Raw genomic sequence first — 24,291 nt, 5'->3', positions numbered from 1 at the left:
AGGGACAGTATCGCCCCCTAATATAGAAATCACTTCAACAATGGCATTAATCCGCTAGATTCTAACATAATATGTTCACCATCTGTTTCCATTTCTACTGTACGTTTATTCGTTCTATATACCATTATACCGTGCCTTTTTAAGCGTTTCACTACACTTTGGTGAGGATGTCCATACGGATTATTACTCCCGTACGATAGAATAGCAAACTGCGGTTCCACTTTTTTTATAAACGTTTCACTTGTTGAAGTATATGAGCCATGATGCCCCACTTTTAACACATCTGCATGGACATCAAATTGTTTTAATATTTCATGTTCTGTCCGTACATCCGCGTCACCCATTAATAAAAAATCCGCTTTTCCATATCGCACCTTTAAAACAATTGAGGATTCATTATTTTCATCTTTTGATTTCCCGTTGTTTAATACTTGTATAGAAACATGTGGATCCAGCGGTATATATTGTCCTTCCTTTACTGAAACGAAAGGTATCCCTCTTTTTTTTATATTATTCCGATACGTATGATAAGTAAGAGAACTATATGTTTTTCCGCTATCTAATATAAGCGATACCGGCATTTGCTCTACAATTGGAATTAACCCCCCTATATGATCCATATCGGGATGCGTACTGACAATTACATCTAAATGATTAATCCCTTTCTCAATTAATTTCTGAATAATAACCTCTCCTGCTTCATAAGGTCCTCCATCAATTAACATTGTTTGTCCATTTGGCATTATAATAAGTGTTGCGTCACCTTGCCCCACTTTTAAAAAGCTCACTTTCATTTTACTAAGATGTTGCCGATGCATATGTAAAGGAGACGTAGTATGAATGGACATCATATACCTTTTAGCTGATGCGCTATTTAAAGAAAAACATAATAAAACAGAAACTAATAATAAAATAATCCGCATACCTCTCATAACTCGTCTCCTTTTTTCATTTAGTATGGCACTGTAAATAATTGATATACAAAAAAAGCTTAGCAAAATGCTAAGCTTTTATTTCGATATCTCTTGTAAGGAACCGAAGAATAAATCTGCTTCATTCATTTGTTCATTCTCTTCAGAAAGCGGTGGTAAATCATCTAATGTTTTCAATCCAAATGTGTCTAAAAATTCTTTTGTTGTTCCGTATAAAATAGGACGCCCTGGTCCTTCTGCTCTTCCCATTTCTTTTATAAGTAAATGTGAAACCAACGTTTGTAACGCCTTATCAGTTTTAACTCCTCTAATCTCTTCCATTTCAGTCCTTGTGATTGGTTGGCGATATGCAACAATCGCTAACGTTTCGAGGGCAGCTTGTGAGAGTGAAGCAGCTGTTGGTGTATCTATTAATTTTTGATAATATGAAGCATGTTCTTTCTTTGTAGCAAAACGATATACTTTTGCATACTGTACAATTTGCAAACCACGGTTTGCACCTTCACATTCTTGTTGCATTTCTTCTAAAATATTAATTGCTTCATTCATTTCAATTTCAAGAACTTTCGCTATTTGTTCTGGATAAATCCCTTCATCACCAGAAACAAATAAAAGGCCTTCAATAATTGACTTTTGTTCTTTCCTATCCATTTCACGAGCTCCTTCCTTCTATTTTCTCATAAAAATACACATCAAAAAACCGAATCACAATTAATGCGTTCGGTTCAATATTTTTTCTCTTGTTCCAAACGATACATTAAAACATAGCATGAGATAAAATGTTGCTATCCCATTTTCACATACTTGCTCTATGCAGATTTATTAGAGCTTGATACGAAAATTTCATCAAAATTATGTTCTTGCTCAATTATGATTTGTTGGTTTTTCATAAGTTCCAGAACTGCTAAAAATGTTACAACCATTATTTCACGTTCATCATCAACAAACAAATCATAAAAACTTTGGCGACCACCCTTTATTTTCAACTGTTTTAAAATATCAGTCATTCGCTGTTCAATTGGTATTTCTTGACGAGTAATACGTGTTGTTACAGGTTTTTTTGCCTTTTTACGGCGCATTAATTTTTGAAATGCTGCTAGCATATCATATAACGTAACATCAAGAGGTAAGCTTGTCTCCTCTTCTTGTTGCAAAGATGTAAAGTCAATTGGTGGACGTGTATATAGCTGTGCTCTTTCTTGTTCTCTTTCTTTTAACTCAGTAGCAACTTGCTTATATTTCTTATATTCAATTAACCTCTCCATCAATTCTTGACGAGGATCATCTATAAAATCATCACCGTTATCAAGTACATCTTCTTCATGTTTCGGCAACAACATCTTACTTTTAATTTGTAATAACGTTGCAGCCATTACTAAATACTCACTTGCAACATCTAATTGAAGTTCTTTCATCGTATGCACATAAGATAAATATTGCTCTGTAATATCTGCTACAGGAATATTATATATATCAATTTCATAACGATGTATTAAATGTAACAATAGATCTAACGGCCCTTCAAAAGCCTCTACTTTAAAATTATATTGCACAAAGCATCCCACCACATTTTTTCTATAACAACATAAGTATAGAGCATACTCATGTTCTATCCAACCTTTTTAAGAAATTTAATTAAAAATAGACCGATGCCTATGTCATCATGCCCACCACTTCATATGATAACAGTGTAGTAAGAACAATGTAGGAGGTCAAAAAACTATGGGTCACGTTGATTGTGGTTTTAGCGGTGGGTTCGCATTACTTGTTGTACTGTTTATTTTACTAATTATTGTAGGAGCAGCTTGCTTCTGCTAATATGAACAATAACGGCTAGGGGGAAACCTCCTAGTCGTTTATTGTTCATATTTCTATGATACACTTATATGTATAACCGTTAGATAGGAGCGAGAAAACATGTATCCTACCGAATACATACAATTTTTAATTCATTTCCATGGAGATTATGACTATTTTGAATGCCACGAAATACTAGAAGAGTATTGGAAGACAAAACCAAGAGGTAATCGTGATCATTACTTAGTTGGTCTCATTCAAATTGCAGTTTCTTTATACCACCAAAGACGTGCTAATTGGAATGGTTCTACAAAAATGATGAAAAGCGCAATTACAATTTTAGAAAAAAGCGGTGTGCCTTTACAACGTTTAGGAATTAATCAAGTACAACTTCTTTCCTTGCTCAATGAAAGATTGCAATCTATCCATAAAAAAGAACGTTTTGTACCTTTATTTTTACCCTTATCAGATTCATCGTTAGAGAAGCAGTGCATAGAGTTATGTCAAAAACAAAACCTCTCTTGGAAAGACTTGAATGCTATCCCAGGTGAATATATTATAAACAAGCACACTTTGCGTGATCGCACAGAGGTCATTACTGAACGAAACGAACAATTACAAAAAAGAAAGCAGAGATAATAAACTACTTATCTCTGCTTTCACGAATGTATATTTTGTTCTAGCCCTTTACATTTTTCGCAAAAACTTGCTGTTTGCTCATTTCCGCAAATTGTAAACTCAAGAAATTTACTCTTTAACTCTTGAACCATCTTCGTCCCAATCCCCACATGACGGTGAGACGGGTTCACACTCAAATGCTGAATTTCTAATACTTGATTCTCTTTTTTTACAATCCCCATTATTCCAACAAAATCTTCATTTTCTTTCCACAAATACAATTGCCAATCATCTTTTGCTTCATATTCTTTCATTGTCAATTGTAATGTTTTCACATCTTTTTCAGTTGGCATAAACGAAAGAAGCCCCATTGCAATTTTTTCATAACTTTTTTTAAAACGAATTAACATAACCCTTATCCCTTCTTACAAAAGTTACAAACTAGTAATCCCCTCAATCACTCTTTTCATATCACATTCATTTTACAATATTTTCAACAGAGTGAGAAGAGTCTAAAACAACTTGATAATCATACAAAGCGAAAAGAAGAAAGTCAAATCTATGTTTCAGCACTATTCCTTTAATAAATAGAGTTACAAAAAGAAAATTTTATATGGAATGGAAAGAAACATATCATTCAACAGCATTTCATTTATAGTTACTCTAAAGCAGCACAATTCTAGCAAAATTAATATAACAAAAAATATTTATTGAAACATATAATGTAATGTATTCTATGTAATTGGTTAAAGGTTTGTTCTCACAAACAATATATTTTAGCAACAATACTACTTGTATGATGAGCTGTAGAAGTAGTACTCAATCTCATTAAAAATAAAAAAGAGAGCAAAAGCTCTCTTTTTCCTTACCTTATTCTTCCCAAACTTTAACTTCTTTCATTACATCGCCTTGACGCATTTTTAATACTGTTTCAATACCGCTTGTTGCTTTACCGAATACAGTATGAACACCATCTAAATGCGGCTGTGGCTCATGAACGATAAAGAATTGGCTACCGCCTGTGTTACGGCCAGCGTGAGCCATAGAAAGTGATCCTACAAGGTGTCTATGAGGGTTTCCATCAGTTTCACATGGAATAGAGTAACCTGGGCCACCTGCACCTGTACCTGTTGGGTCTCCACCTTGGCTTACGAAGCCAGGAATAACACGGTGGAATGTAACACCGTCATAAAATCCTTGCTCTGCTAATTTTTTAAAGTTTTCTACTGTTTTCGGTGCTTCTTCTGGGAAAAATTCCAAGTCGATTTTTTCACCGTTTTCCATTAATATGTATCCTAAAGTTTTCATACGTATATGTCTCCTTTCAACTATCTCAGCACTATATTACCACATTCATGACTAGAAACAAAAAGAATCCGACAATCTAGATACTTCTTTTTTGAAATGTGGAAAAAGCTAGGTGACAAATAAGAAATATATACTATAATAACTTTGTTGCCCGAAAATTTTAGAAAGAGAAAGGGAGCGATTTTTCGTGAAAACGAAATTACTAGCTCTGCTATTAGCTGTAACGGTATTTATGATGCCAACAGCTTCGTTTGCAGACATCATCGAGGGAGAATCAATTGTTACATTAGGAGAGAACTTATCTGAACAACAAAAACAAGATCTGTTAAAAGAAATGAAAGCACCGAAAGATGCTACAATTATTACTGTATCTAATGCGGAAGAACATAAATTTCTAGAAGGCATTGTTCCAAAAGCACAAATTGGTACGAGAGCAATTTCTTCTTCTATGATTACATACACAAAACCAGGATCTGGTCTTATTGTACGATCAAAGAACATTAACTGGGTAACAGATGCAATGTACACTAACGCTTTGATTACAGCAGGTGTAAAAGATGCAGAAATTCAAATTACTGCACCTTTTAAAGTTTCAGGAACTGCAGCTTTAACTGGATTAATGAAAGCATACGAAACTGCGTCCAATAAACAAATTCCTGAAGAAGTTAAAAAAGTAGCGAATGAAGAAATGGTACAAACAGCCCAGCTTGGTGATAAAATTGGTGAAGAAAAAGCAGTTCAACTTGTTGCAAAAATTAAAGAAGAAATTGCAAAAGAACAGCCAAAAACAACAGAAGATTTACGTTCATTAATTAAAAAAATTGCTGATCAACTCGGCATTACATTGACAGATGAACAGTTAGATAACTTAGTATCGTTATTTGATAAAATGAAAAATCTTAATATCGATTGGAATCAAGTTGGTAGTCAATTAAACAAAGCAAAAGAACACGTTTCTGCCTTCTTAGGTTCTGAAGAAGGACAAAGTTTTCTAGATAAAGTGAAAGATTTCTTCTCAAGTATCATTGATTTTGTTAAATCTTTATTCAAGTAAAAAAGAAGCCCGCCAGTGACGGGCTTCTTTTTTATACAAGTAATGGTAATTTCATAACAGCCTCTTCAACCGAACGCACTATATGATTTGCTTTCTCCTTTACATATGGATGGGCATGATGAAGAGTAAATGAATGCGGGGTTACTTCAAACATAGAAATATCATTGAAAGAATCTCCAATACAAGCAACTTCATTTGCTTCAATTTGCAAATGGTCCATTAGTCGCTTTAGAGCACTCCCCTTACTCACGCCTCTTGGCATAATATCAACATAGCGTTTACCTGATATAAAAACTTCCGCTTCGCCTTGAAACGTATCTCGTAGCTCTTGATCTAACGTCACAATTTTCTCTTCTTCTCCAAAAACAAACAATTTTGCAGGGTGTACAGTCTTACCAAACTCTTCTTCTAACGCTTCAATTTCAGCGATATGCACGCCCATATACGCTTCAAAATTATGGTGATGTTCATTCTTCCTTTTTGTATATCGCTGCTCATTTGCACAAACAATATCCGCTAGTCCTTTTTTATGTATATATCGATATATTTCCTGGGCAACCACATTTTCAAAACTCGATTCATGAAATAAATTTCCATCCGGAAGCAACATTGTCGCTCCATTTAAGCCAGTTGTATAATATGGGAATGAAAACCTTTTTACAACTTCATCAATTCTGTGTGTAAAGCGGCCAGAGGCAAAACAAATATTTGTCCCTTTCTCAGCTAACCAACACAGCGCACGTTCATCTTCTTTTTGCATATGATTCACATCGTAAACGAGCGTGTCATCTAAATCACTTACAAATAATTTAATCATGTCCTCTTCCCCTTCCATACACAATATCTACTCTAAGTGTACACAAAAAATGTTTGATTTTTGTTAAAAAATAATAAATTTTTGCTAAAAAAAATAAACGGGTGTATAATCCCGTTTATTTTTGTCTTTTTACATTTTGAGGTCTTACAATACTTGGTCGTACTTTTAAACTAGACATCGTTGGACGGAGTAAAATTTTTGTTAATGCGCCCCAATCAAATGGTAAAAACGGCCATAAATAAGGTGTTTGTAAACTTTTTATAGACGTTAAAAATAAAATTAATATCGTCATACCAATTACAAATCCCATCTCATGGAAGAGGCCTGTTAAAATAATAACAAACAATTTCCCAACCTTATTCCCTAACCCTAATTCATAACTCGGTGTTGCATATGCACCAATCATCGAAACTGCTACATACAAAATTACTTCTGGCACAAACAAACCTACATCAATTGCAATTTGACCAATTAATATAGCGGAAATCAACCCTGCTGCAGACGATAACGGCGTTGGAGTATGAATGGCTGCCATCCTTAAAAACTCAAGTCCGACCTCTGCCATTAACACCTGTAATAAAATTGGTAAATGCGTCATCTTAGTCGGTCCAATAAAAGCAAGATTTGCTGGCAAAAGAGTTGGATCAAATACAAACACTAACCAAAATGGTAATAAAAATAACGAGAATATAACACCTAAAAAGCGCACCCAGCGTAAAAATGTACCGACAGCTGGATTTTGTCTAAACTCTTCCGCGTGCTGTAAATGATGAAAATATGTTGTCGGTGTAATCATAGCACTTGGCGATGTGTCAACAAGTACTAACACATGTCCTTCTAGTAGATGATTTGCTGCTACATCTGGCCTTTCTGTATATCGAATAAGTGGAAATGGGTTATAGCTTTGCTTTACAACAAATTCTTCTACTGTTTTATCCGCCATCGTAATTCCATCTACATCGATGTTATTTAATTCTTGTTTTATAATCTTTACTAAATCTGGATTTGCAACATCTTGAACGTATGTAATGCAAATATCCGTTTGTGATCTATCTCCTACTCGAACCATTTCATTTCGAAGACGTGGATCTCGAATTCTTCTACGGATTAATGCTGTATTTACAACGATATTTTCAACAAATCCATCCCTTGCACCGCGTACTACCTTTTCGGTATCTGGTTCTGTCGGCGTTCGCCCTGGATAACTACGAACATCGATTGCAAACGCTTCCGTTTCACCTTCCACAAATATCACGATGAGTCCTGATAATACTTGGAGCATTACCTCATCCATCGTTTTCACTTTACTTACTTGTTGATGGATTAAGCGATTCTCTAAAAGCTTCACTGTATCTTCTTCTACATCCCTTATCTCATTTGTATCCACCGCTTCTTCTAAAATAGGGATAATATAATTTGTATCACAAAGTCCGTTTACAAATAACACACCAATTTCTTTATTCAAAATTTGAAATTTACGAATGCCAACATCGTATGTAACGCCTAGCCCAACTGTCTGCTTTAAATAATTTTCATTGTCACTTATGAAAGTTGATATAGGGATATCCACTTTTTTAGGCTTCGTCATAAAAACCACTCCTTTCCAAAATTAATTGAATTGCTTTCTTCGTAATAGGTGATCCCCTCTCCCATTCATCATTTCCACACATCTTACCAATGTCACCGACTCCAACGATGACAGGAACATTCAAGTCATCTAAACAATAAATTGTATCTCCGCTAATTCTGCCAATTTCGCCATCTGGAAGTCCAAATTTATCAACACCGTATTCGGTTAAATTCCCATTCCGATCTACACTTACATCTACACGTGCCCATTCCCAATGATGCGTATTAGACGCTACCGCTAAAATACCGAGCACATCAATTTGTTTATGGGTAGCCACATATTTTAAAGCCTTTTCACCAGATCCTTCTCCAATAAATCCACTGTCATCAAACATGACAAATACAGGGTCATATGGCGTTTGCATAATAAGCTCAACAACTTTTTTCCCTGTCAATTTGGTTGGATTACTTTGTGATGCTGAAATACACCTTCCCCCAAATTCCTTCGTTAAAAGCTCAATTGTCCGCTTTGCATATTCATCTCCATCTGTGACCAAAACAACCCTTCGTCTCATTTGATTTATCCTTTCGGTTTACATATAAGTGCTATAAAAAACGAAAACAATATCGCTGCGGAAATGCCCGCAGACGTTAAACTAAACATGCCAATACCAATTCCTAAATATCCATGTTTTTCTGCTGCATGCATTGCTCCGTGCAATAGTGAATGTCCAAAACTTGTAATAGGGACTGTTGCTCCAGCACCTGCAAACTTTATTAGTTTATCGTACAATCCAAATCCATCTAAAATTGCTCCGATGACTACAAAAGTTGCCATTAAATGAGCTGGTGTTAACTTTACGAAATCTAACAATAGTTGCCCAATTAAACAAATAACTCCACCTACAAGAAATGCATATATAAAATCCACAATTCACTCTCCTTTAACTCTCTCAAATACGACACCATGTGCAATTGTTGGAATCGTTTCCTTCTGTTGCATCATCATCGGGCTTAATAATGCACCAGTCGCAACGACAAAAATTCGTTGTAAATTCCCTTTTTGCATCTCGTGTAATAAATGACCATATGTGACAACTGCTGAACAAGCGCAACCACTACCACCTGCAAACACTTCTTCTTGACTTGATTCATAAATCATCAATCCACAATCATTGTATATATGCCCAAGATCATAACCTTCCTCAAGTAAAAGTTGTTTCGCAATCGGCGTCCCAACAGCTGATAAATCACCCGTAACAATCAAATCATAATCATCGGCACTTCTTCTTAAATCTTCAAAATGTTGTTGAATTGTATGAGCTGCTGCTGGAGCCATCGCTGCCCCCATATCCAAAGGATTTGTAATTCCTAAATCTTGCACTTTTCCAATTGTAGCCGACGTAATTTTAATTGCACTTTTTTCATTGCTAATTAATATAGATCCTGCACCAGTCACAGTTGAATTTGCTGTCCCTGGCTTTTGTCCACCGTACTCTGTTGGATAGCGAAATTGTCTTTCAGCCGTTGCATTATGACTACTTACTGTAGCTAAGACACGATTTGCAAATCCACCGTCTATAAAAGCTGAGCCAACTGCTAAAGTCTCCATAGACGTCGCACAAGCGCTAAACATTCCTAAAAAAGGAATGCCCCACTTACGCGCAACATAATTTGCTGTCACTGTTTGATTTAATAAATCTCCCGCTAAAAAGAAATCAATTTGCGATGTTTTTATATTCCCTTTTTGCACTGCTTGTTGAATTGAGTCTGACATTAATCTTCGTTCGGCAAGCTCCCAATTTTCTTCTCCACAATGCAAGTCACCATATGAAATATCAAATTTTTTCCCAAGAGGGCCCTCAGCTTCTTTCGGACCGACAGCAGTACCCGTTGCATTCACATATATATCATTTTGAAATACCCACGTTTGTTTTCCGGTCAACCTCATACTAGCCCTCCTTTAAGACATAAAAATTTTAAAGGTATACCTTATTAACCCAATGATATATGCACCAACAACCCCAAATACAATCACACTTCCTGCCAGTTTAAACATATTTGTAGCAATCCCTAGAACAACTCCTTCGCTCTTATGTTCTAAGGCAGCGCTCGCCATAGAATTTGCAAATCCTGTTACCGGTACCGCTGATCCTGCTCCAGCAAATTGACCGATTTTATCATATACACCACACCCTGTTAAAATCGCGGATAATAAAACAAGGGTTGCAACAGTTGGGTTTCCTGCCTCTTGTTCACTGAAGTGAAAATAATGTATATAAAATTTCATCAATACTTCTCCAACTGTGCAAATGAGTCCACCTACAAGAAATGCTTTGATACAATTTAGTAAATAGTTTGGCTTTGGATGATACTCCTTCACTTTATTTACGTAATCATCCTTCAATTTCTGACTTGTCATTTATATACTGCCTCCTACTTTACGAAATAAATCCAGTGAAACAACGAGCCTATTACTTTCCCAAGTACAAGAGCAACGAGTAAAACAATAATCTTCCCCTCTACCCCTACTCGTTTCGCTAAAATAGGTAGAACATTTAACACCTCTGTTAATGCCGCAGCAAGCATTCCAATGAACGTGCCACAAAATATCCCTAATATAACGAGCCAATATTGCGACGTTTGAAATGTAATGTTTTTCAAACTGCACCAAGCCCCTGTTAAAGTACCTGCAATGACTGCCCACTCAAAATATTGAATATGCTTTCCACTTCTCGTTAATTGGGCTAAACGGGGGATTATACCAAGTACAGCTAAAAATGCGACATATCCGCTACCTACCGCAATCCCTCCAGCTAAACCAATTAAAATAACAAATCCAGACTCAATCATCGGCAAGTTGTTTCATATTATCCTTGTTTTCATTAACGATTACATATTGATCAAGTGACTGTTGGTATTGAAACATCTCAACTTCTAACGGACTCGGCTCTTCATTAATTCGCTTTTGAAATACATGATTAAAAAATAAAACCATCCCTAAGCCAAGACCTAAAGAATAAGGAATTTGAAATAAAAGTGGTTGTGCATTAAATTCTCCAGTAATCATGTAATATAACCGTTGATGTACTTGTTGCATACTTACATCTTCATGGAAATAAATGATCGCAAGGGCCGCTCCAATGAACAGTAACAGCCATACAAGCCCGAAAAAAATTGGGTGTGTCTTCTTTTTTTCGTATATAATTTCAACAAGAGTTTGTCCAGAACCGAGTAAATTAATTTGTACATGAGATGCTTTCTGTTGAATAATCTCAATTACTTTCATAACATCAATTACAACATGCGTCTTATCATGCGCTGTTATTTTGTAAACTATCTCATTTTGTAACAACTCAACTACGGAAGAATCTCCGGCAAGTTGAGCAACATCGCCCAGCTTTACTTCATAAGTAGGAGAAACTTTTAAACGATTGCGCATTTTAATATAAATCGTTTGTTCCAACTTTCATTCACCCCTTCACTCTTCCTCGTAGTTGTAGTATGGTTATTGAATTTTTTTCTAATACAATTTTTTCATAAAAAAACATCTGCACCATTTCGGTACAGATGTTTTTTACTTATGCCTTTTTCTTAAATAAGTTTGCAATACTTAATGCAAGCCCTCCCCAAATGACTACTATTCCAATAACCATCATCATAATCGCTGATCCACTCATTATGAAACACCTCGATCTTTCCATTCTTTTTCAAGCTTGGCAGAATCCGAATGTATTTGTGCATTCCATTTCTTTAGACTAATAATTAGCGCAACGATAAGGAAGGCTGCTGCTATCGACCAACCATACGTTACAACAAACTCAGTCGGATAATCTCCATAATTCTTTTTAATATTTTGGATTGTACCATCAATTAGCATATACCCTAACATAAGCGGAGTAATAACGAGTAAACTCACTCTCCAAAACGTTCCTAATTTAATATCAGATACAAAGTTTGCATGATTTTGATAAACTGGTAAACGGCGTAAAATGAGCCCTATCGTAACTACTTCCGCAAGTGCAATTGTAATTAATCCGAAATTATTAGCGAAATAGTCGACAACATCTAAGAACATAAGTCCACCACGTGTTGCAAAAACAAGAGAAACTAACACGAGAAGGGTTCCCATAATTCCAATAGTTTTTTCCCGACTTAAACTGAATTTTTCAGATACAGCGGCAAAGCATACTTCCGCGAGTGAAATAAGTGATGTAATTCCAGCAACCGTTAACGATAAGAAAAATAAAACACCAAACAACGGTGACATCGGCAATTCATTAATAATTTGGGGAAATACTACGAACGCAAGCCCAACGCCAGCACTTGCTACTTTATCAACCGGTACTCCCATATTATTTGCCATAAATCCAAGAGCTGCAAAGACCCCAATACCTGCTAATAATTCAAATCCTGAGTTTGCAAATCCAGTAATAAAGGCATTATTTGTTGTATCCGAGTTTTTCGGTAAATAACTAGAATACGTAATCATAATTCCAAATGCTAAAGATAAACTAAAGAATATTTGACCGTAAGCAGCAAGCCATACTTTCCCATCAAAAATACGACTCCAATCTGGTTTAAAGAATGCATCTAGGCCTTGCATAGCACCTTCCATCGTCACTGCACGAACAACGATAATAAGGAACATAACAACTAATAAAGGAATAAATATACGGTTAACAACTTCGATTCCTTTTTTAACTCCTTTAAATGCAACGCCAAGCACAATAATCCAAACGAGAGCTAACGGAATTAATACTTCTGGTACAAGTCCTCCAAATTGTCCTGGCTTATCTGCAACATGTAAGTACTCTTTAAATAAAAATGATTGCGTGTCTTTTCCCCATGCTCCAGTAATTGCAAAGTATGTATACGATATAGACCAAGCAATAATCACTGCATAATATGTTGAAACAATAAATGTTACGCACATTTGCCACCATCCAATAAATTCTGCACGCGGGCTAATACGGAAAAATGTAAGTGGTGCTGAGCCACGATGACGATGACCAAGGGCAAACTCAAACGCTAACAATGAAATACCAGTCGTTAATAATGCAAATAAATACGGTAAAAAGAATGCTCCTCCTCCATTTTCATACGCTGTATAAGGAAAACGCCATATGTTTCCTAATCCAACGGCAGATCCGACCGCTGCGAAAATAAATCCAGCTCTCGTTCCCCATTGTTGCCTCGTTTCCATGTTTCCTTCCCCCTTTATGACAAGTTCATACTTGGATTATATTTTAAATTGACTAAATTATCAATAAATTCTGTTAATTTTTTCGAAAATTAACATCTCTCTCCTATTAACGGCATAAAAAAATCGAATAGACAATTATTCGTCTATTCGATCTTTCATCTGTTTTAATATTTTCTTTTCAAGTCTTGAAACTTGTACTTGCGAAATGCCTATGCGCTCGGCTACTTCTGACTGTGTTTGATCTTTATAGTAACGCAAGTATACAATTAAGCGCTCTCGTTCATCTAGTTCTCTAATCGCTTCTTTTAAAGCAATTTTATCGAACCATTTCGTTTCAGATTGATCTGCAATTTGATCTAAAATAGTGATTGGATCTCCATCGTTTTCATATACAGTTTCATGTATAGATGAAGGGGCCCGGCTCGCTTCTTGTGCTAGAACAACTTCCTCTGGCGTTAGTTCTAGTGCCTCTGCCACTTCATTAATCGTTGGAGCCCTTCCGAATTCTTTCGAAAGCTCATCTCTCATCTTTCGAATTTTGTTTCCTGTTTCTTTTAAAGACCTACTAACTTTCACTGATCCATCATCGCGTAAGAAACGTTGTATTTCACCAATAATCATTGGAACTGCATATGTTGAAAATTTCACGTCGAAAGATAAATCAAATTTATCTACCGATTTCAAGAGCCCAATACATCCAATTTGAAATAGGTCGTCTGGTTCGTATCCTCGATTAAGAAACCGCTGTACAACCGACCAAACGAGGCGCATATTACTTTGAACGATTGTATCTCTCGCTTGTTGATCTCCATCTTGACTTTTTTGAATTAACGCTTTTAGCTCGTGGTCCTTTAACTGAGGTTTCTTCTTCTCATTTTTGACCTCTATGTCCATAGGCTATTCTCCTTAATTGCATAGAGCGTTACTATTTGATAAGTATTTTGTCAAATGGATTGTTGTCCCGAAAGATTCGTTTGAAATAACTTCTACTTCATCCATAAAATTTTCCATGATAGTAAATCCCATTCCGGAACGCTCTAATTCAGGTTTAGTTGTAAAAAGGGGTTGTCTCGCTTCATCTAAGTTAAAGATTCCAATCCCTTCATCTCGAATCGTGAGTTTCACCATTGCTTCTTCCAAAATTACAGAAATATAAACAATACCTTCTGCATTTCCTTCGTATCCATGAATAATTGCATTTGTAACCGCTTCTGACACAACTGTTTTAATCTCCGTTAATTCTTCCATCGTTGGATCTAGTTGTGCAATGAAAGCCGCCACTGTAACGCGAGCGAATGATTCATTTTGACTTAATGCTGAAAATTGAAGGTTCATTTCATTTCTCATCTATGCCACCCCCAACGTCGCGAGCGCGTGCGCTTCACTTTCTTCTAAGCGAACGATTTTGAATAAGCCCGACATTTCAAATAAACGCTTAACAGGCGGTGAAATTGCACAAACAACCATTTCTCCACCTAATCCCTTTACGTGTTTATATCGGCCTAATATAACACCTAGACCAGAACTATCCATAAACGATAAGTTCTCTAGGCTCAAAACAATATGATGAACACCATGTGTCTCAATCATATCTGTTACTTTCGTTCGCAACTCTTCAGCCGTATGATGATCTAATTCACCCTCTAGTCTCACACATAGGACGTCACGTTTTACTTCTAATTGCATGGAAAGACTCACACGATTTCCTCCTTATGCTCAAACTTTACTTATTCACATACATAAAGATTTTCGTGATACAAAATAAGAATCCTTCCTGCTGACAAAAGAAGAACTATTTCGTCATAAAGTGAAACCTTTCAGCATTATTCACTTACATACGAATAGAAAAGCGGCAAAATATTTGCCGCTATTTTGATGTTGAAAACATCCCAAAACTTCTTTTAAATAACTCCCACCAGCTCGCTGCAGCAACATCTTCTTTTGCTACAATTGTTTGTTTTAATAAAACATCTTTATCTTTTTTAATAACAAGTGTACCAAGCGCGTCACCTTTTTTAATCGGTGCTTTTACTTTCTTTTCAGCAATTACTTCTTGTTTTACCTTGTCCATATTCTCGCCCTTCTTCATAAGAAGAGAAACATTATCTGACGCAACTAAATCTACTTTTTCTTTTTTCCCTTTTCCTACTTGAACTGTCTTAATTTTTTCGCCGCGCGTATACAATTTCTTTGTCATATATTGTCCAAATGCATAGTCAAGAAGCTTCGTCACTTGGTTGTTCCGTTCTTTTGATGTTGGTGCTCCCATGACAACTGAAATGACACGCATGCCATTTTTTTCAGCCGATGCTGTTAAACAATATTTCGCTTCTGTCGTAAAACCTGTTTTTACTCCATCTACGCCAGGATAAAAACGTACTAGTTTATTCGTATTAACGAGCCAAAACTTTTTATCCGTATCTTCACGTAAATAATCTTCGTACTTACCTGTGTATTTACGAATAAGTGGATACTTCATCAATTCTCTCGCCATTATAGCCATATCATTTGCTGTCGAATAATGTTTTTTGGCCGGAAGACCTGTTGGGTTTTGAAAATGTGTATTTTTCAGCCCTAAATCTTTCGCCTTTTTGTTCATCATATTTACAAATCCTTCTTCTGAACCTGCGATGTGCTCGGCTACTGCAACAGATGCGTCATTTCCAGATGCAATTGCAATACCCTTTAACATCTCATTTACAGTCATCTCTTCCCCAGGTTCTAAAAAGATTTGCGATCCACCCATTGAAGCTGCATGTTCACTCGCTCTAACTTTATCGGTCAGTTTTAGTTTTCCTTTTTCAACTTGTTCCATAATTAAAAGCATTGTCATAATCTTTGTCATACTAGCAGGTGGTAATTTTTCATTTGGGTTTTTATCAAATAAAACTTTACCTGTATCTTGCTCAATTACGATTGCTGACGACGCTTGTTCCGCTAACTTCGGCGTTGTTTCTTCTGTTTTCTCCTGCTTCGTTTTTTCAGATTGCGCAAAACTCACTGAAGTTCCAGAAAGCAATAACATGAAACAAACAAGTATTCCAAAAACTCGCTTCATGACTAACCCTCCATTCTATATCAGACCTATTTTTTCCAATTCTCCTTTTTTTAATACCAATTTTTTCTATTATTTTCAGTTGACAAATACATTCGTCCCCTATATTGTATTAAGTGTATTACACATAGTAGTACACTTAATACATATGAGGAAGGAGACATTGCTCTTGCATATTCAACTTGACCCAAGAAGCAACACTCCGATATGGGAACAAATTGTTCAAAATATAAAAGAACTCGTATTGAAAAACATGTTGGCTCCAAGTGATAAACTTCCTTCTGTACGCGAACTCGCTTCTTTACTCGTTATAAATCCAAATACAGTGAGTAAAGCGTATCAAGAGTTAGAGCGACAAGGAATTATTGAAACGTTACGAGGAAAAGGAACATTTGTATCCCAATCGATTACCCCAACATTAGACGAAAGGAAAATCGCTATGGTTGAAAAGCAATTTCATCAATTACTATTAGAAGCCTCTTATCTTGGTGTTACAAAAGATAAAATTCATGATTGGATAGATTCATACTATAAAGAGATTGGAGGAAATACAGATGCTGAAAGTGACAAGCCTGAAGAAAACAATTGATAATCAAACGATTTTAGACGATGTTTCTTTCACATTGCAAAGAGGGAGTATCATCGGATTACTTGGAAGAAACGGCGCGGGAAAAACAACTTTATTACGAACGATGGTCGGCATTTTAGACCCAGACGAGGGAACTGTTACATATGAGGATATCGACATCCATAAAAATCCTGAAACGAAACAAAAAATCGTATATGTTCCGGATTCTACTAACATACTGAACGGTTATACAGTAAAAGAAATCGTAAAGTTTTATAAAGAAGTTTATACCGCATTTGATGAAACACATTTCTATGAACTATTAGAACGTTTTAACTTACCAAACAAACGAATTCGTAGCTATTCAAAAGGCATGAAAGCACTGCTCGCCATCATTTTAGCTGTTTCTACAAAAGCAGAATATATTATTTTAGATGAACCGACAAATGGACTTGATCCTATCGTAAAAAGGAAAATTTTACAGTTTCTCGTTGGAGAAGTTGCAGAAAAAGAGATTACCATTTTCATATCTACCCATCATTTAGATGAAGTGGAACAAATTGCAGATACAATCATTATATTAAAAGGCCATACTATCTCGTCTATTACATCACTAGACGATGCAAAATCACGATTTGCTAAAATTCAAGTTGCTTATGAACGATCATTACCTCAAAAACTAGAAAACTTAAGCAATATTAAAATATTAAATCAAACAGGAAAAGTATATACAATCTTAATTGAGGGAAATGTAGCTACAACACTGGAGAAGTTTTATAAAGAACAACCTATACTCATTGAAGAATTAACAATGTCACTTGAAGATGTCTTCGTTACGACACTGGAGGAGGATGGATATGTTTCATAAGGCGTTGTGGATGTGGAATTGGGAGCGTGGGAAATATGCTGCGTTACTATTCTTCTTTAGTTCGCTTTATCTTCTATCTCTCGGATACTATAGAAGTGCTCAGATGGAACTCGATAAATATTACGAATTACAAGAAAAAGGGGAACAGTATTATTATTTTTATACCTTTTCTGCACGAGATGGTAATAATTTTTGGTTAACTGTTCTTATCATTGCTTTAGCCTGCTTATTGATAGGATGGGAACGTAGCAACCAATCTAATACACTACTTATGACGATGCCATTTAAAAGAAAACATGTTTTCTTATCTAAATGGGCTTTCGGTTCCTTCTGTATTGTGAGCTCGTTACTTATAAATTGGATTATTATGTATGTTATTTATAGAACAACTATCCATTTTGATTATCAATCATTTAGTCCACTTCACCGATACTTTCTTTATGCGATAGTTTCTTATGTCGCAGTTTATACAGCTGCACTATGCATCGGTACTTTTACTGGAAGCATTGTTTCCCAAGTTGTTTTTTGTATTCCGTGGCTACTAATGGGACTTACATTTATTCCGCTAATGTACACTTTTACGCTAAACCATTTAGAGGCTACCAATACTAAAAGTAATAAATTAGATCAACAACTTTATGAATTCAATCAAAAAACAAATATAGTTGCACCAATATATCGTTTTTCTATTGATTATAATTATGATCCAGAATACCGAAAGCAGGACAACAATTCAACTACTTTAAGAGATCCAGCATCTCATCAATATTATTCGGCTAAATCGATGTTAGTCCCTATTTTCTATACGATATTTTATTTACTACTTGGAACATATTTATATATGTGGTCACCAAATGAAAATAATCAAAAGATATTTATTTTCCAAAAACATTTAAAAATATGTATATGGGGGACAACCATTTACTTTTCATTACTAGGTGGCTATAAAATCAATCAATTTTATTTCTTACCTAACTACTATATCAGTTTGTTTCTCGTTGGAATCATTACTTATGTTGTATTATCACGCCTAACAAATTATAAAGTTTTTTAAAGGAGAGATCCTATGTTTCAAAAAGCACTATGGCTAAGAACGTATCAACAAAGTAAATATGTTGTATGGTTATTTTGGCTCGTCAGCTTCTATAGTTTGTCATATAAATACTATATGACTTCTATTCAACAGCAACACTTTCTAAATGACAATAAAAAATGGAACTATGTATATCATTATCACTTTGATTTAACACTTTTAGATCCTATCATGCTGTTAGGTAGCATACTGACCATTCTAGCTTGTACGTTAATTGGATGGGAAAGACAAAATAACGCTAGCGACTTGTTATGGTCTATGCCCTTTAAACGTTCACACCTTTATATAACAAAGTGGTTGTTTGGAATCTGTAATATCGCCGCTGTTGTCATTTTAAACTGGGGGCTATTTGCTATTATGAAAAGGTTGACTTTTCATAATAAATATCAAGTATTTTCACCGTTTCATAGTTACTTTATATATATGTTAATTGTATTAATCGCTATTTATACACTTGCCTTATGTATAGGAACAATCGCTGGAAATGTGATATCGCAAGGATTTCTTACTGCAGCTATATTAATCTTCCCAGCGTTACTTCCATCTCTAATATCAGGAGTCATTGCTGTTCACTCGAGTGCCGACTTTCATGAGAACAATGGCATTATACATGATGTTATGGAAAACATACGTATTTCTAGTCCAGCAGAAGATTTTACTATTAACTTTAATTATGATCCACAAAGCGCTTATACTGATCAAAATGGAGTACGTCATAACGAACCAAACTTTACAAAGATTCCGCCGGCAAAAACATTGATTGCACCTATTGCACATATACTTATTTTATTACCACTCGGTATTTATTTATATGCCCGTTCAATCAATGAGCGAAATGGTAACTATCTATTATATCCAAAGTTACAAAAGTTAGTAATGGCATGCGCTATTTTCTTTGGTGGGATCGTTGGAGGTTTAATACTAAGTCGCGCGCACTCATTGTCCAGCTTTTACATCGGATTTTTAATAACTAGTTTCATTACGTATTTCTTCCTACCTAAAATATTAAAATGGAAAGTCTCTTGGAATTTCAAATAAAATAACCTCCTCTCGATGAGGAGGTTATTTCACATTCTCTCTCCTATCCCCATACACCATCTCTTCTTTCATCCCAAATCCATCACCATTTTGCACAATTTGCTCTGTCGGGGCAACTACACTTTCGGCAATTTTCCATTCCCCACGCTCTTTTACGAATACTTGTAGAAAATAGTTCATGCCATCTAATTGATATGCATTTTCTTTTTTCACATTATAGTGAATCGCAATGTAGTACACTTGAATGTTTTCTTTCCCTATTTTTGATACGTATTGCGATAGTCTCGGTATATAAAGTGCTCCTTTCTGAAAAGATAGTTGCTTCGCTTTAACAAGCGATGAACTTGTTACATTACGTAATGTGTCCCGATTACGAATATTATCGCTATGGTGGAATAATACTGCGTTTTGCATAGAACGAACCCATAATTTCGAATATAAGACTGTATTATCATTTTCAATGTACTTCACTTCTTTTCGCACTACTTGGATAGGCGTATCTGCGTACGTGAATGTTTGAAAACAGAAAAAACCACCAAATAAAATGGTAAGTGCAGCAATATATTTCATAATCTTTCCTCCGATCTTTTAATTAAAGTATCGGAGTTTCAAAATATTTTTATTCAAAAGAAAAAGGATAGGAATGCTTTCGCTTCCTATCCTCATTTATTATAATACGCGCCCAAATAGTTCTAAGACCATTTCTATTTCTTGGTCGCTCCAACCTTTAAATCTCTCTTTATAATATTCTTTACGCACAGCTTCAAGTTTTTCAGTTACTTCTCTTCCGTGCTCTGTAATTTCTAAGTACACGATTCGACGATCTGAATTAGAACGTTTTCTTTCTACTAATCCTTTTCGTACGAGACGATCTGTAACAGCTGTAATATGACTGGAGGTTACGTTTACTTCACTCGCAATTTGCGAAGCCATCTGTGGACTGTTTAAAAATAACGCACGTAATACAGAAAATTCATTATATGGCATATGTTCTGCAAAACGTGTATTAATATCATTTTGTAATAAACGTATCATTTTTCGAAATGATGCAGATAAATCTAAAATCAGCGTTTCTCTTTTTTCGTTCAATAGCCTCGTCCCTTTTTTATCATATTTACACATATTATAATCTATAAATACCTATGTTGTATATGCTTTCTTTCCTCAACATTCTCATTTATGTAACTTTTTTCATATAAATTTCTTTTTTGTTCACACATATACATATAAAAAGGATGGTGATGGAAAATGCAGGGTGGAATGAATCCTTATTTACACAACGTACGCACTGCTAATACTGGTAAAGAAGCTACTATTACTGTACAAGGCGAAGGTGTTGTAAAAGCAAAACCGAATGTTGTTATATTAACACTCGGCATTCGAACAGATGATAAAAATGTAAAACAGGCTCAAGAAGAAAATGCAGTGCAATCCAAACAATTGCTGGATGCACTTAAACAGCTTGGTATTGCCGATAAAGATATAGAGACGATTTCTTATACAATTACTCCTCAATACGAATATGTAAATGATAAAGCATTGCTACAAGGATACCGCGTGGAGCATTTGTATGAAATTACCGTTTTAAATGTACAAAAAGCTGGGGAAGTATATGATATAGCCGTTTCAAATGGTGCAAATGTAGCAAAAGGTTTACGTTTCCGAGTATCTCATCCAAATAAATATTATGAGCAAGCTCTCATTCAAGCTCTGCACCAGGCAGTAGAAAAAGCTCGTGCTATTGCGAGTACATATAATTTAAATATTAATCCTGTTCCCCTCTCATTCGTTGAAGAATCTGCCCAATTACCAAGGGAGGTTACGTCTTATGCTACTTTACATGCGCAAGCAGCTCCACCCATTCAATCGGGAGAGTTAGAAATTATTTCAACAATACGGGCAATTTTTACGTATTTATAAATAATTTCATTTATAAGTAAACGTTATCATTTTCCTTGTTGTAAAAACATGATGTTCTGATATAATAAAGGACGGTGAGCTCTTACGAAAGAGATATCACGGGTGGGAGAGGGATATGAAAAAGAAGGTTTAACATGAAAGGAATACTTGAAAGAACATTTAAATTAGGTTTACACGAAACATCACCAAAACAAGAAGTTTTAGCTGGAGTTACGTCATTTTTCACGATCGTATATATTATGATTGTAAATGCATCAATTTTATCCGATGCTGGCATTCCTCTTGAAGCTGGAATTTTAGCAACTGTTTTCAGTTCATTTGTCGGATGTCTACTCATGGCATTTTGGGCAAATGCACCTGCTATTCTTGTCCCTGGTATGGGTGTAAATGCATTCTTCACGTACACAGCTGTGCATACGCTTGGACTAACTTGGCAAGAAGCATTGGCTGCTGTCTTTATCTCTGGTATTATTTTTGCAATTGCCGCTTTTACACCAATCGCTCGCGTGCTATCAGTATCAATTCCAAAGTCATTAAAGGAAGCAATTACTGTCGGCATCGGATTATTTTTAGCGTTTATCGGATTGCAAAAAGGTGGCTTAGTCGTTTCGAACCCAAATACTGCTGTTGCAATGGGTAAATTAAGTAACCCTGTCGTTCTTGCGACCGTGCTTACTCTTATCGTTGCACTTGTACTATTTATTCGTAACGTACGTGGAAACTTTTTATGGACGATTGCAATAGGAACTGGTATTGCATGGCTATTTGGCCTTGTTGATACAAGTCAAATCGGAAATAGTTCATTCTCATTCGCTAATTACGGTGATGTGTTTGGAGCTATGTCATTTGGCAAACTTTCTTCCTTACCGTTTTGGATTGCAACATTCTCCTTAAGCATGGTGCTTATTTTTGAGAACATGGGACTTCTGCACGGTTTATTAGAAGATGACCGTAAATTCCCACGTGCTTACCAAGCCAATGCAATTTCAGCAATGACATGTGGTCTATTTGGCACAAGCCCTACCGTATCAACAGTAGAGAGTGCCGCAGGTATTACTGCAGGCGGAAAGACAGGTCTGACGTCTATCGTTACTGGGTTGCTATTCTTTGCATCACTGTTTGCTCTTCCATTTGTCAAATTAATTCCTGATAGTGCCATTGCACCAATCTTAATTATTATTGGCGGTCTGATGATTACAAGCATCCAACAAATTCCTCTGAATGACTTTTCAGAAGGATTTCCAGCATTCTTAATTATCGTTATGATCCCGCTCACATATAGTATCGCTGATGGCATTGCGTTCGGATTTATTGCTTACCCTATCTTAAAAGTTGCTCTTGGAAAGCGTAAAGAAGTCGCACCATCTATGTATATCATTACATGCTTATTCTTAGCTATGTTTGTATTACATGCTATTGGTTAAAAAAAACACCGAGGAAATCCTCGGTGTTTTTTTTACTTAAACCATCCTTTTTTATAAAACCAGGCCATCATTCCGCCGCCAATTAGTGCCATGATAAGTAGACAAATAAAATAACTATATTGTCCACCAAGCTCTGGCATATGCGTAAAGTTCATTCCATATACTCCCGCAATAAATGTTAATGGCATGAAAATAGTCGAGAATACAGTTAATGTTTTCATAATGTTATTCATATGATGTGAGTTTAATGAAAAATAACTATCCCGAATATCTGCTGTTAACTCTCGACTTGCCTCAATCATTTCTGTTAGTTTAAGCAAATGATCATGTATATCTTTAAAGTAAATTTCATGATCGCTTATACCATAAAAACGAGTCGAATTTAAAATACGATATAATAAATCACGCATCGGAATGATTGTACGCCTTAGCTTTGATAAATCTGCACGTATATCAAATACCTCTTCTAATACACTTCCTGCTGTCTCCCCGGTTAAATTATCATCAATTGCATTTAAATGATCCTCAATGTAATATACAGGCGCAAAATAGTCATCTACAATTTGGTCAATAATTGTATGAGCTACGTGTAAAGGACTATTTTTAATACGCTTCTTTTCTCCAAGTGTTTTCCATACTCTTTCGATTGCATTGTTATGAGAAAAGTGGAAAGAAACAATATAACGATCACTAATAAATAAATCGATTTCGTGCGGTTCTAATCCATCTTCCCCAAATGCATGAAGAACTAAAAAGTTATATCCATCATAAAAATCAACTTTTGGCCTCTGTACATATTCTATACAGTCTTCAATTGCAAGGGGATGGAACTTAAAATGGTCTTGCAGAATATATGTATACTCTTCTTTCGTTGGCTTATATAAATCTAGCCAATACCATACAATATGGTCTTTCTTTGTTTCTTCTAGAGAAACATCATATAATACTTCATCTGTTTTTGTTACTGCACAAATTCTAATCATAATTTCACCCATTATTATTATAAACAAAAAATAGTAAAAAA

At 35.5% G+C, this 24,291-nt stretch carries 31 protein-coding genes; 9 read left to right on the top strand and 22 right to left on the bottom strand.

Annotation, left to right across the window (positions count from 1 at the left end; genetic code table 11):
• Positions 1-29: 29 nt before the first annotated feature.
• The 3 genes from ACS2QP_RS01730 to scpA form a co-directional block, all read right to left on the bottom strand.
• A complete protein-coding gene (locus ACS2QP_RS01730; protein ID WP_001214826.1) occupies positions 30-932 on the bottom strand; it encodes a ComEC/Rec2 family competence protein in 903 nt (300 codons plus the stop codon).
• A gap of 78 nt (positions 933-1,010) precedes the next feature.
• The gene (gene scpB, locus ACS2QP_RS01725; RefSeq protein ID WP_000375168.1) at positions 1,011-1,583 is read right to left on the bottom strand and encodes a segregation/condensation protein ScpB; all 573 of its coding nucleotides are present in this window, start codon (positions 1,581-1,583) and stop codon (positions 1,011-1,013) included.
• A 158-nt stretch (positions 1,584-1,741) separates the two neighbouring features.
• Positions 1,742-2,485, bottom strand: coding sequence for a segregation/condensation protein A (gene scpA, locus ACS2QP_RS01720; RefSeq protein ID WP_001199753.1), 744 nt, complete (start codon positions 2,483-2,485; stop codon positions 1,742-1,744).
• Positions 2,486-2,654: 169 nt separating this feature from the next.
• On the opposite strand from scpA, the gene ACS2QP_RS01715 reads away from it, so the two are divergent.
• Together ACS2QP_RS01715 and ACS2QP_RS01710 are read left to right on the top strand one after the other, a co-directional pair.
• The gene (locus tag ACS2QP_RS01715; protein ID WP_000510194.1) at positions 2,655-2,750 is read left to right on the top strand and encodes a YjcZ family sporulation protein; all 96 of its coding nucleotides are present in this window, start codon (positions 2,655-2,657) and stop codon (positions 2,748-2,750) included.
• 99 nt (positions 2,751-2,849) lie between these two features.
• Positions 2,850-3,368, top strand: coding sequence for a DUF309 domain-containing protein (locus ACS2QP_RS01710; RefSeq protein WP_000283597.1), 519 nt, complete (start codon positions 2,850-2,852; stop codon positions 3,366-3,368).
• Positions 3,369-3,388: 20 nt separating this feature from the next.
• Here the strand turns inward: ACS2QP_RS01710 and ribT are convergent, their stop codons facing one another.
• Together ribT and ACS2QP_RS01700 are read right to left on the bottom strand one after the other, a co-directional pair.
• Complete coding sequence (ribT, locus tag ACS2QP_RS01705) at positions 3,389-3,757, bottom strand: GNAT family N-acetyltransferase RibT (RefSeq protein WP_000908401.1); 369 nt, start codon at positions 3,755-3,757, stop codon at positions 3,389-3,391.
• Positions 3,758-4,217: 460 nt separating this feature from the next.
• The gene (locus tag ACS2QP_RS01700; protein WP_000853782.1) at positions 4,218-4,655 is read right to left on the bottom strand and encodes a peptidylprolyl isomerase; all 438 of its coding nucleotides are present in this window, start codon (positions 4,653-4,655) and stop codon (positions 4,218-4,220) included.
• Between the two features lie 187 nt (positions 4,656-4,842).
• Between ACS2QP_RS01700 and ACS2QP_RS01695 the strand changes: the two genes are divergently transcribed.
• Positions 4,843-5,709, top strand: a complete 867-nt coding sequence (locus ACS2QP_RS01695; RefSeq protein WP_000850515.1) for a DUF1002 domain-containing protein — start codon at positions 4,843-4,845, stop codon at positions 5,707-5,709.
• A 31-nt stretch (positions 5,710-5,740) separates the two neighbouring features.
• Here the strand turns inward: ACS2QP_RS01695 and ACS2QP_RS01690 are convergent, their stop codons facing one another.
• The 14 genes from ACS2QP_RS01690 to dacF all read right to left on the bottom strand — a co-directional run bounded on the left by ACS2QP_RS01690 (position 5,741) and on the right by dacF (position 16,359).
• The gene (locus tag ACS2QP_RS01690; protein WP_002026273.1) at positions 5,741-6,544 is read right to left on the bottom strand and encodes a Cof-type HAD-IIB family hydrolase; all 804 of its coding nucleotides are present in this window, start codon (positions 6,542-6,544) and stop codon (positions 5,741-5,743) included.
• Positions 6,545-6,641: 97 nt separating this feature from the next.
• Entirely contained in the window at positions 6,642-8,114 is a 1,473-nt protein-coding gene (gene spoVAF / locus ACS2QP_RS01685; RefSeq protein WP_000165595.1) for a spore germination protein SpoVAF, read from the bottom strand.
• Positions 8,101-8,670 (bottom strand): stage V sporulation protein AE, encoded by a 570-nt coding sequence (locus ACS2QP_RS01680; protein ID WP_001254415.1) that lies wholly within the window; start codon positions 8,668-8,670, stop codon positions 8,101-8,103. Before ACS2QP_RS01680 ends, spoVAF begins: the two co-directional genes overlap by 14 nt.
• Before the next feature lie 5 nt (positions 8,671-8,675).
• Complete coding sequence (gene spoVAE / locus ACS2QP_RS01675) at positions 8,676-9,026, bottom strand: stage V sporulation protein AE (protein WP_000345916.1); 351 nt, start codon at positions 9,024-9,026, stop codon at positions 8,676-8,678.
• A 3-nt stretch (positions 9,027-9,029) separates the two neighbouring features.
• On the bottom strand, positions 9,030-10,046 hold the full coding sequence (gene spoVAD, locus ACS2QP_RS01670; RefSeq protein WP_001241166.1) for a stage V sporulation protein AD: 1,017 nt from the start codon (positions 10,044-10,046) through the stop codon (positions 9,030-9,032).
• Between the two features lie 12 nt (positions 10,047-10,058).
• Entirely contained in the window at positions 10,059-10,517 is a 459-nt protein-coding gene (spoVAC, locus tag ACS2QP_RS01665) for a stage V sporulation protein AC (RefSeq protein WP_017673595.1), read from the bottom strand.
• A gap of 14 nt (positions 10,518-10,531) precedes the next feature.
• Positions 10,532-10,948, bottom strand: a complete 417-nt coding sequence (spoVAB, locus tag ACS2QP_RS01660; protein WP_000572936.1) for a stage V sporulation protein SpoVAB — start codon at positions 10,946-10,948, stop codon at positions 10,532-10,534.
• Positions 10,941-11,561 carry a stage V sporulation protein AA gene (locus ACS2QP_RS01655; RefSeq protein ID WP_000438369.1) on the bottom strand — a complete coding sequence of 207 codons (621 nt, stop codon included), beginning with the start codon at positions 11,559-11,561 and terminating at the stop codon, positions 10,941-10,943. Before ACS2QP_RS01655 ends, spoVAB begins: the two co-directional genes overlap by 8 nt.
• Before the next feature lie 115 nt (positions 11,562-11,676).
• Positions 11,677-11,775: a methionine/alanine import family NSS transporter small subunit gene (locus ACS2QP_RS01650; protein WP_000016826.1), complete on the bottom strand. Its 99-nt coding sequence runs from the start codon at positions 11,773-11,775 to the stop codon at positions 11,677-11,679.
• Positions 11,775-13,301, bottom strand: coding sequence for a sodium-dependent transporter (locus tag ACS2QP_RS01645; protein WP_000450089.1), 1,527 nt, complete (start codon positions 13,299-13,301; stop codon positions 11,775-11,777). Before ACS2QP_RS01645 ends, ACS2QP_RS01650 begins: the two co-directional genes overlap by 1 nt.
• Positions 13,302-13,436: 135 nt before the next feature.
• Entirely contained in the window at positions 13,437-14,195 is a 759-nt protein-coding gene (sigF, locus tag ACS2QP_RS01640) for an RNA polymerase sporulation sigma factor SigF (RefSeq protein ID WP_000350729.1), read from the bottom strand.
• Between the two features lie 12 nt (positions 14,196-14,207).
• Positions 14,208-14,648 carry an anti-sigma F factor gene (gene spoIIAB / locus ACS2QP_RS01635; protein WP_001243398.1) on the bottom strand — a complete coding sequence of 147 codons (441 nt, stop codon included), beginning with the start codon at positions 14,646-14,648 and terminating at the stop codon, positions 14,208-14,210.
• Positions 14,649-14,999, bottom strand: coding sequence for an anti-sigma F factor antagonist (spoIIAA, locus tag ACS2QP_RS01630; RefSeq protein WP_000059135.1), 351 nt, complete (start codon positions 14,997-14,999; stop codon positions 14,649-14,651).
• A 169-nt stretch (positions 15,000-15,168) separates the two neighbouring features.
• On the bottom strand, positions 15,169-16,359 hold the full coding sequence (gene dacF / locus ACS2QP_RS01625) for a serine-type D-Ala-D-Ala carboxypeptidase DacF (RefSeq protein ID WP_438882108.1): 1,191 nt from the start codon (positions 16,357-16,359) through the stop codon (positions 15,169-15,171).
• Between the two features lie 166 nt (positions 16,360-16,525).
• Here dacF and ACS2QP_RS01620 point away from each other — a divergent pair, with 166 nt between their 5' ends.
• From ACS2QP_RS01620 to ACS2QP_RS01605, 4 genes are read left to right on the top strand one after another with little or no spacing between them, the layout of a single operon-like run.
• Entirely contained in the window at positions 16,526-16,945 is a 420-nt protein-coding gene (locus tag ACS2QP_RS01620) for a GntR family transcriptional regulator (RefSeq protein ID WP_017673592.1), read from the top strand.
• Complete coding sequence (locus ACS2QP_RS01615) at positions 16,911-17,792, top strand: ABC transporter ATP-binding protein (protein ID WP_416809617.1); 882 nt, start codon at positions 16,911-16,913, stop codon at positions 17,790-17,792. Before ACS2QP_RS01620 ends, ACS2QP_RS01615 begins: the two co-directional genes overlap by 35 nt.
• The gene (locus ACS2QP_RS01610; protein WP_438882107.1) at positions 17,782-18,846 is read left to right on the top strand and encodes an ABC transporter permease; all 1,065 of its coding nucleotides are present in this window, start codon (positions 17,782-17,784) and stop codon (positions 18,844-18,846) included. Before ACS2QP_RS01615 ends, ACS2QP_RS01610 begins: the two co-directional genes overlap by 11 nt.
• Before the next feature lie 12 nt (positions 18,847-18,858).
• A complete protein-coding gene (locus ACS2QP_RS01605; RefSeq protein ID WP_000486538.1) occupies positions 18,859-19,923 on the top strand; it encodes an ABC transporter permease subunit in 1,065 nt (354 codons plus the stop codon).
• Between the two features lie 24 nt (positions 19,924-19,947).
• Here ACS2QP_RS01605 and ACS2QP_RS01600 read toward each other — a convergent pair whose 3' ends face one another.
• Positions 19,948-20,493: a hypothetical protein gene (locus tag ACS2QP_RS01600; RefSeq protein ID WP_000873775.1), complete on the bottom strand. Its 546-nt coding sequence runs from the start codon at positions 20,491-20,493 to the stop codon at positions 19,948-19,950.
• 99 nt (positions 20,494-20,592) lie between these two features.
• Positions 20,593-21,012 (bottom strand): MarR family winged helix-turn-helix transcriptional regulator, encoded by a 420-nt coding sequence (locus ACS2QP_RS01595; protein WP_001003307.1) that lies wholly within the window; start codon positions 21,010-21,012, stop codon positions 20,593-20,595.
• Positions 21,013-21,171: 159 nt separating this feature from the next.
• On the opposite strand from ACS2QP_RS01595, the gene ACS2QP_RS01590 reads away from it, so the two are divergent.
• Positions 21,172-21,843 (top strand): SIMPL domain-containing protein, encoded by a 672-nt coding sequence (locus ACS2QP_RS01590; protein ID WP_001161449.1) that lies wholly within the window; start codon positions 21,172-21,174, stop codon positions 21,841-21,843.
• 134 nt (positions 21,844-21,977) lie between these two features.
• Complete coding sequence (locus ACS2QP_RS01585; protein WP_000676248.1) at positions 21,978-23,267, top strand: NCS2 family permease; 1,290 nt, start codon at positions 21,978-21,980, stop codon at positions 23,265-23,267.
• 32 nt (positions 23,268-23,299) lie between these two features.
• Here the strand turns inward: ACS2QP_RS01585 and corA are convergent, their stop codons facing one another.
• Positions 23,300-24,262, bottom strand: a complete 963-nt coding sequence (corA, locus tag ACS2QP_RS01580) for a magnesium/cobalt transporter CorA (protein ID WP_002000765.1) — start codon at positions 24,260-24,262, stop codon at positions 23,300-23,302.
• Between the last annotated feature and the right edge of the window lie 29 nt (positions 24,263-24,291).

The organism is Bacillus cereus group sp. Bce019, assembly GCF_051781745.1.
Classification (GTDB): domain Bacteria; phylum Bacillota; class Bacilli; order Bacillales; family Bacillaceae_G; genus Bacillus_A; species Bacillus_A cereus.
This window is presented reverse-complemented; position numbering and strand designations above follow the sequence as displayed.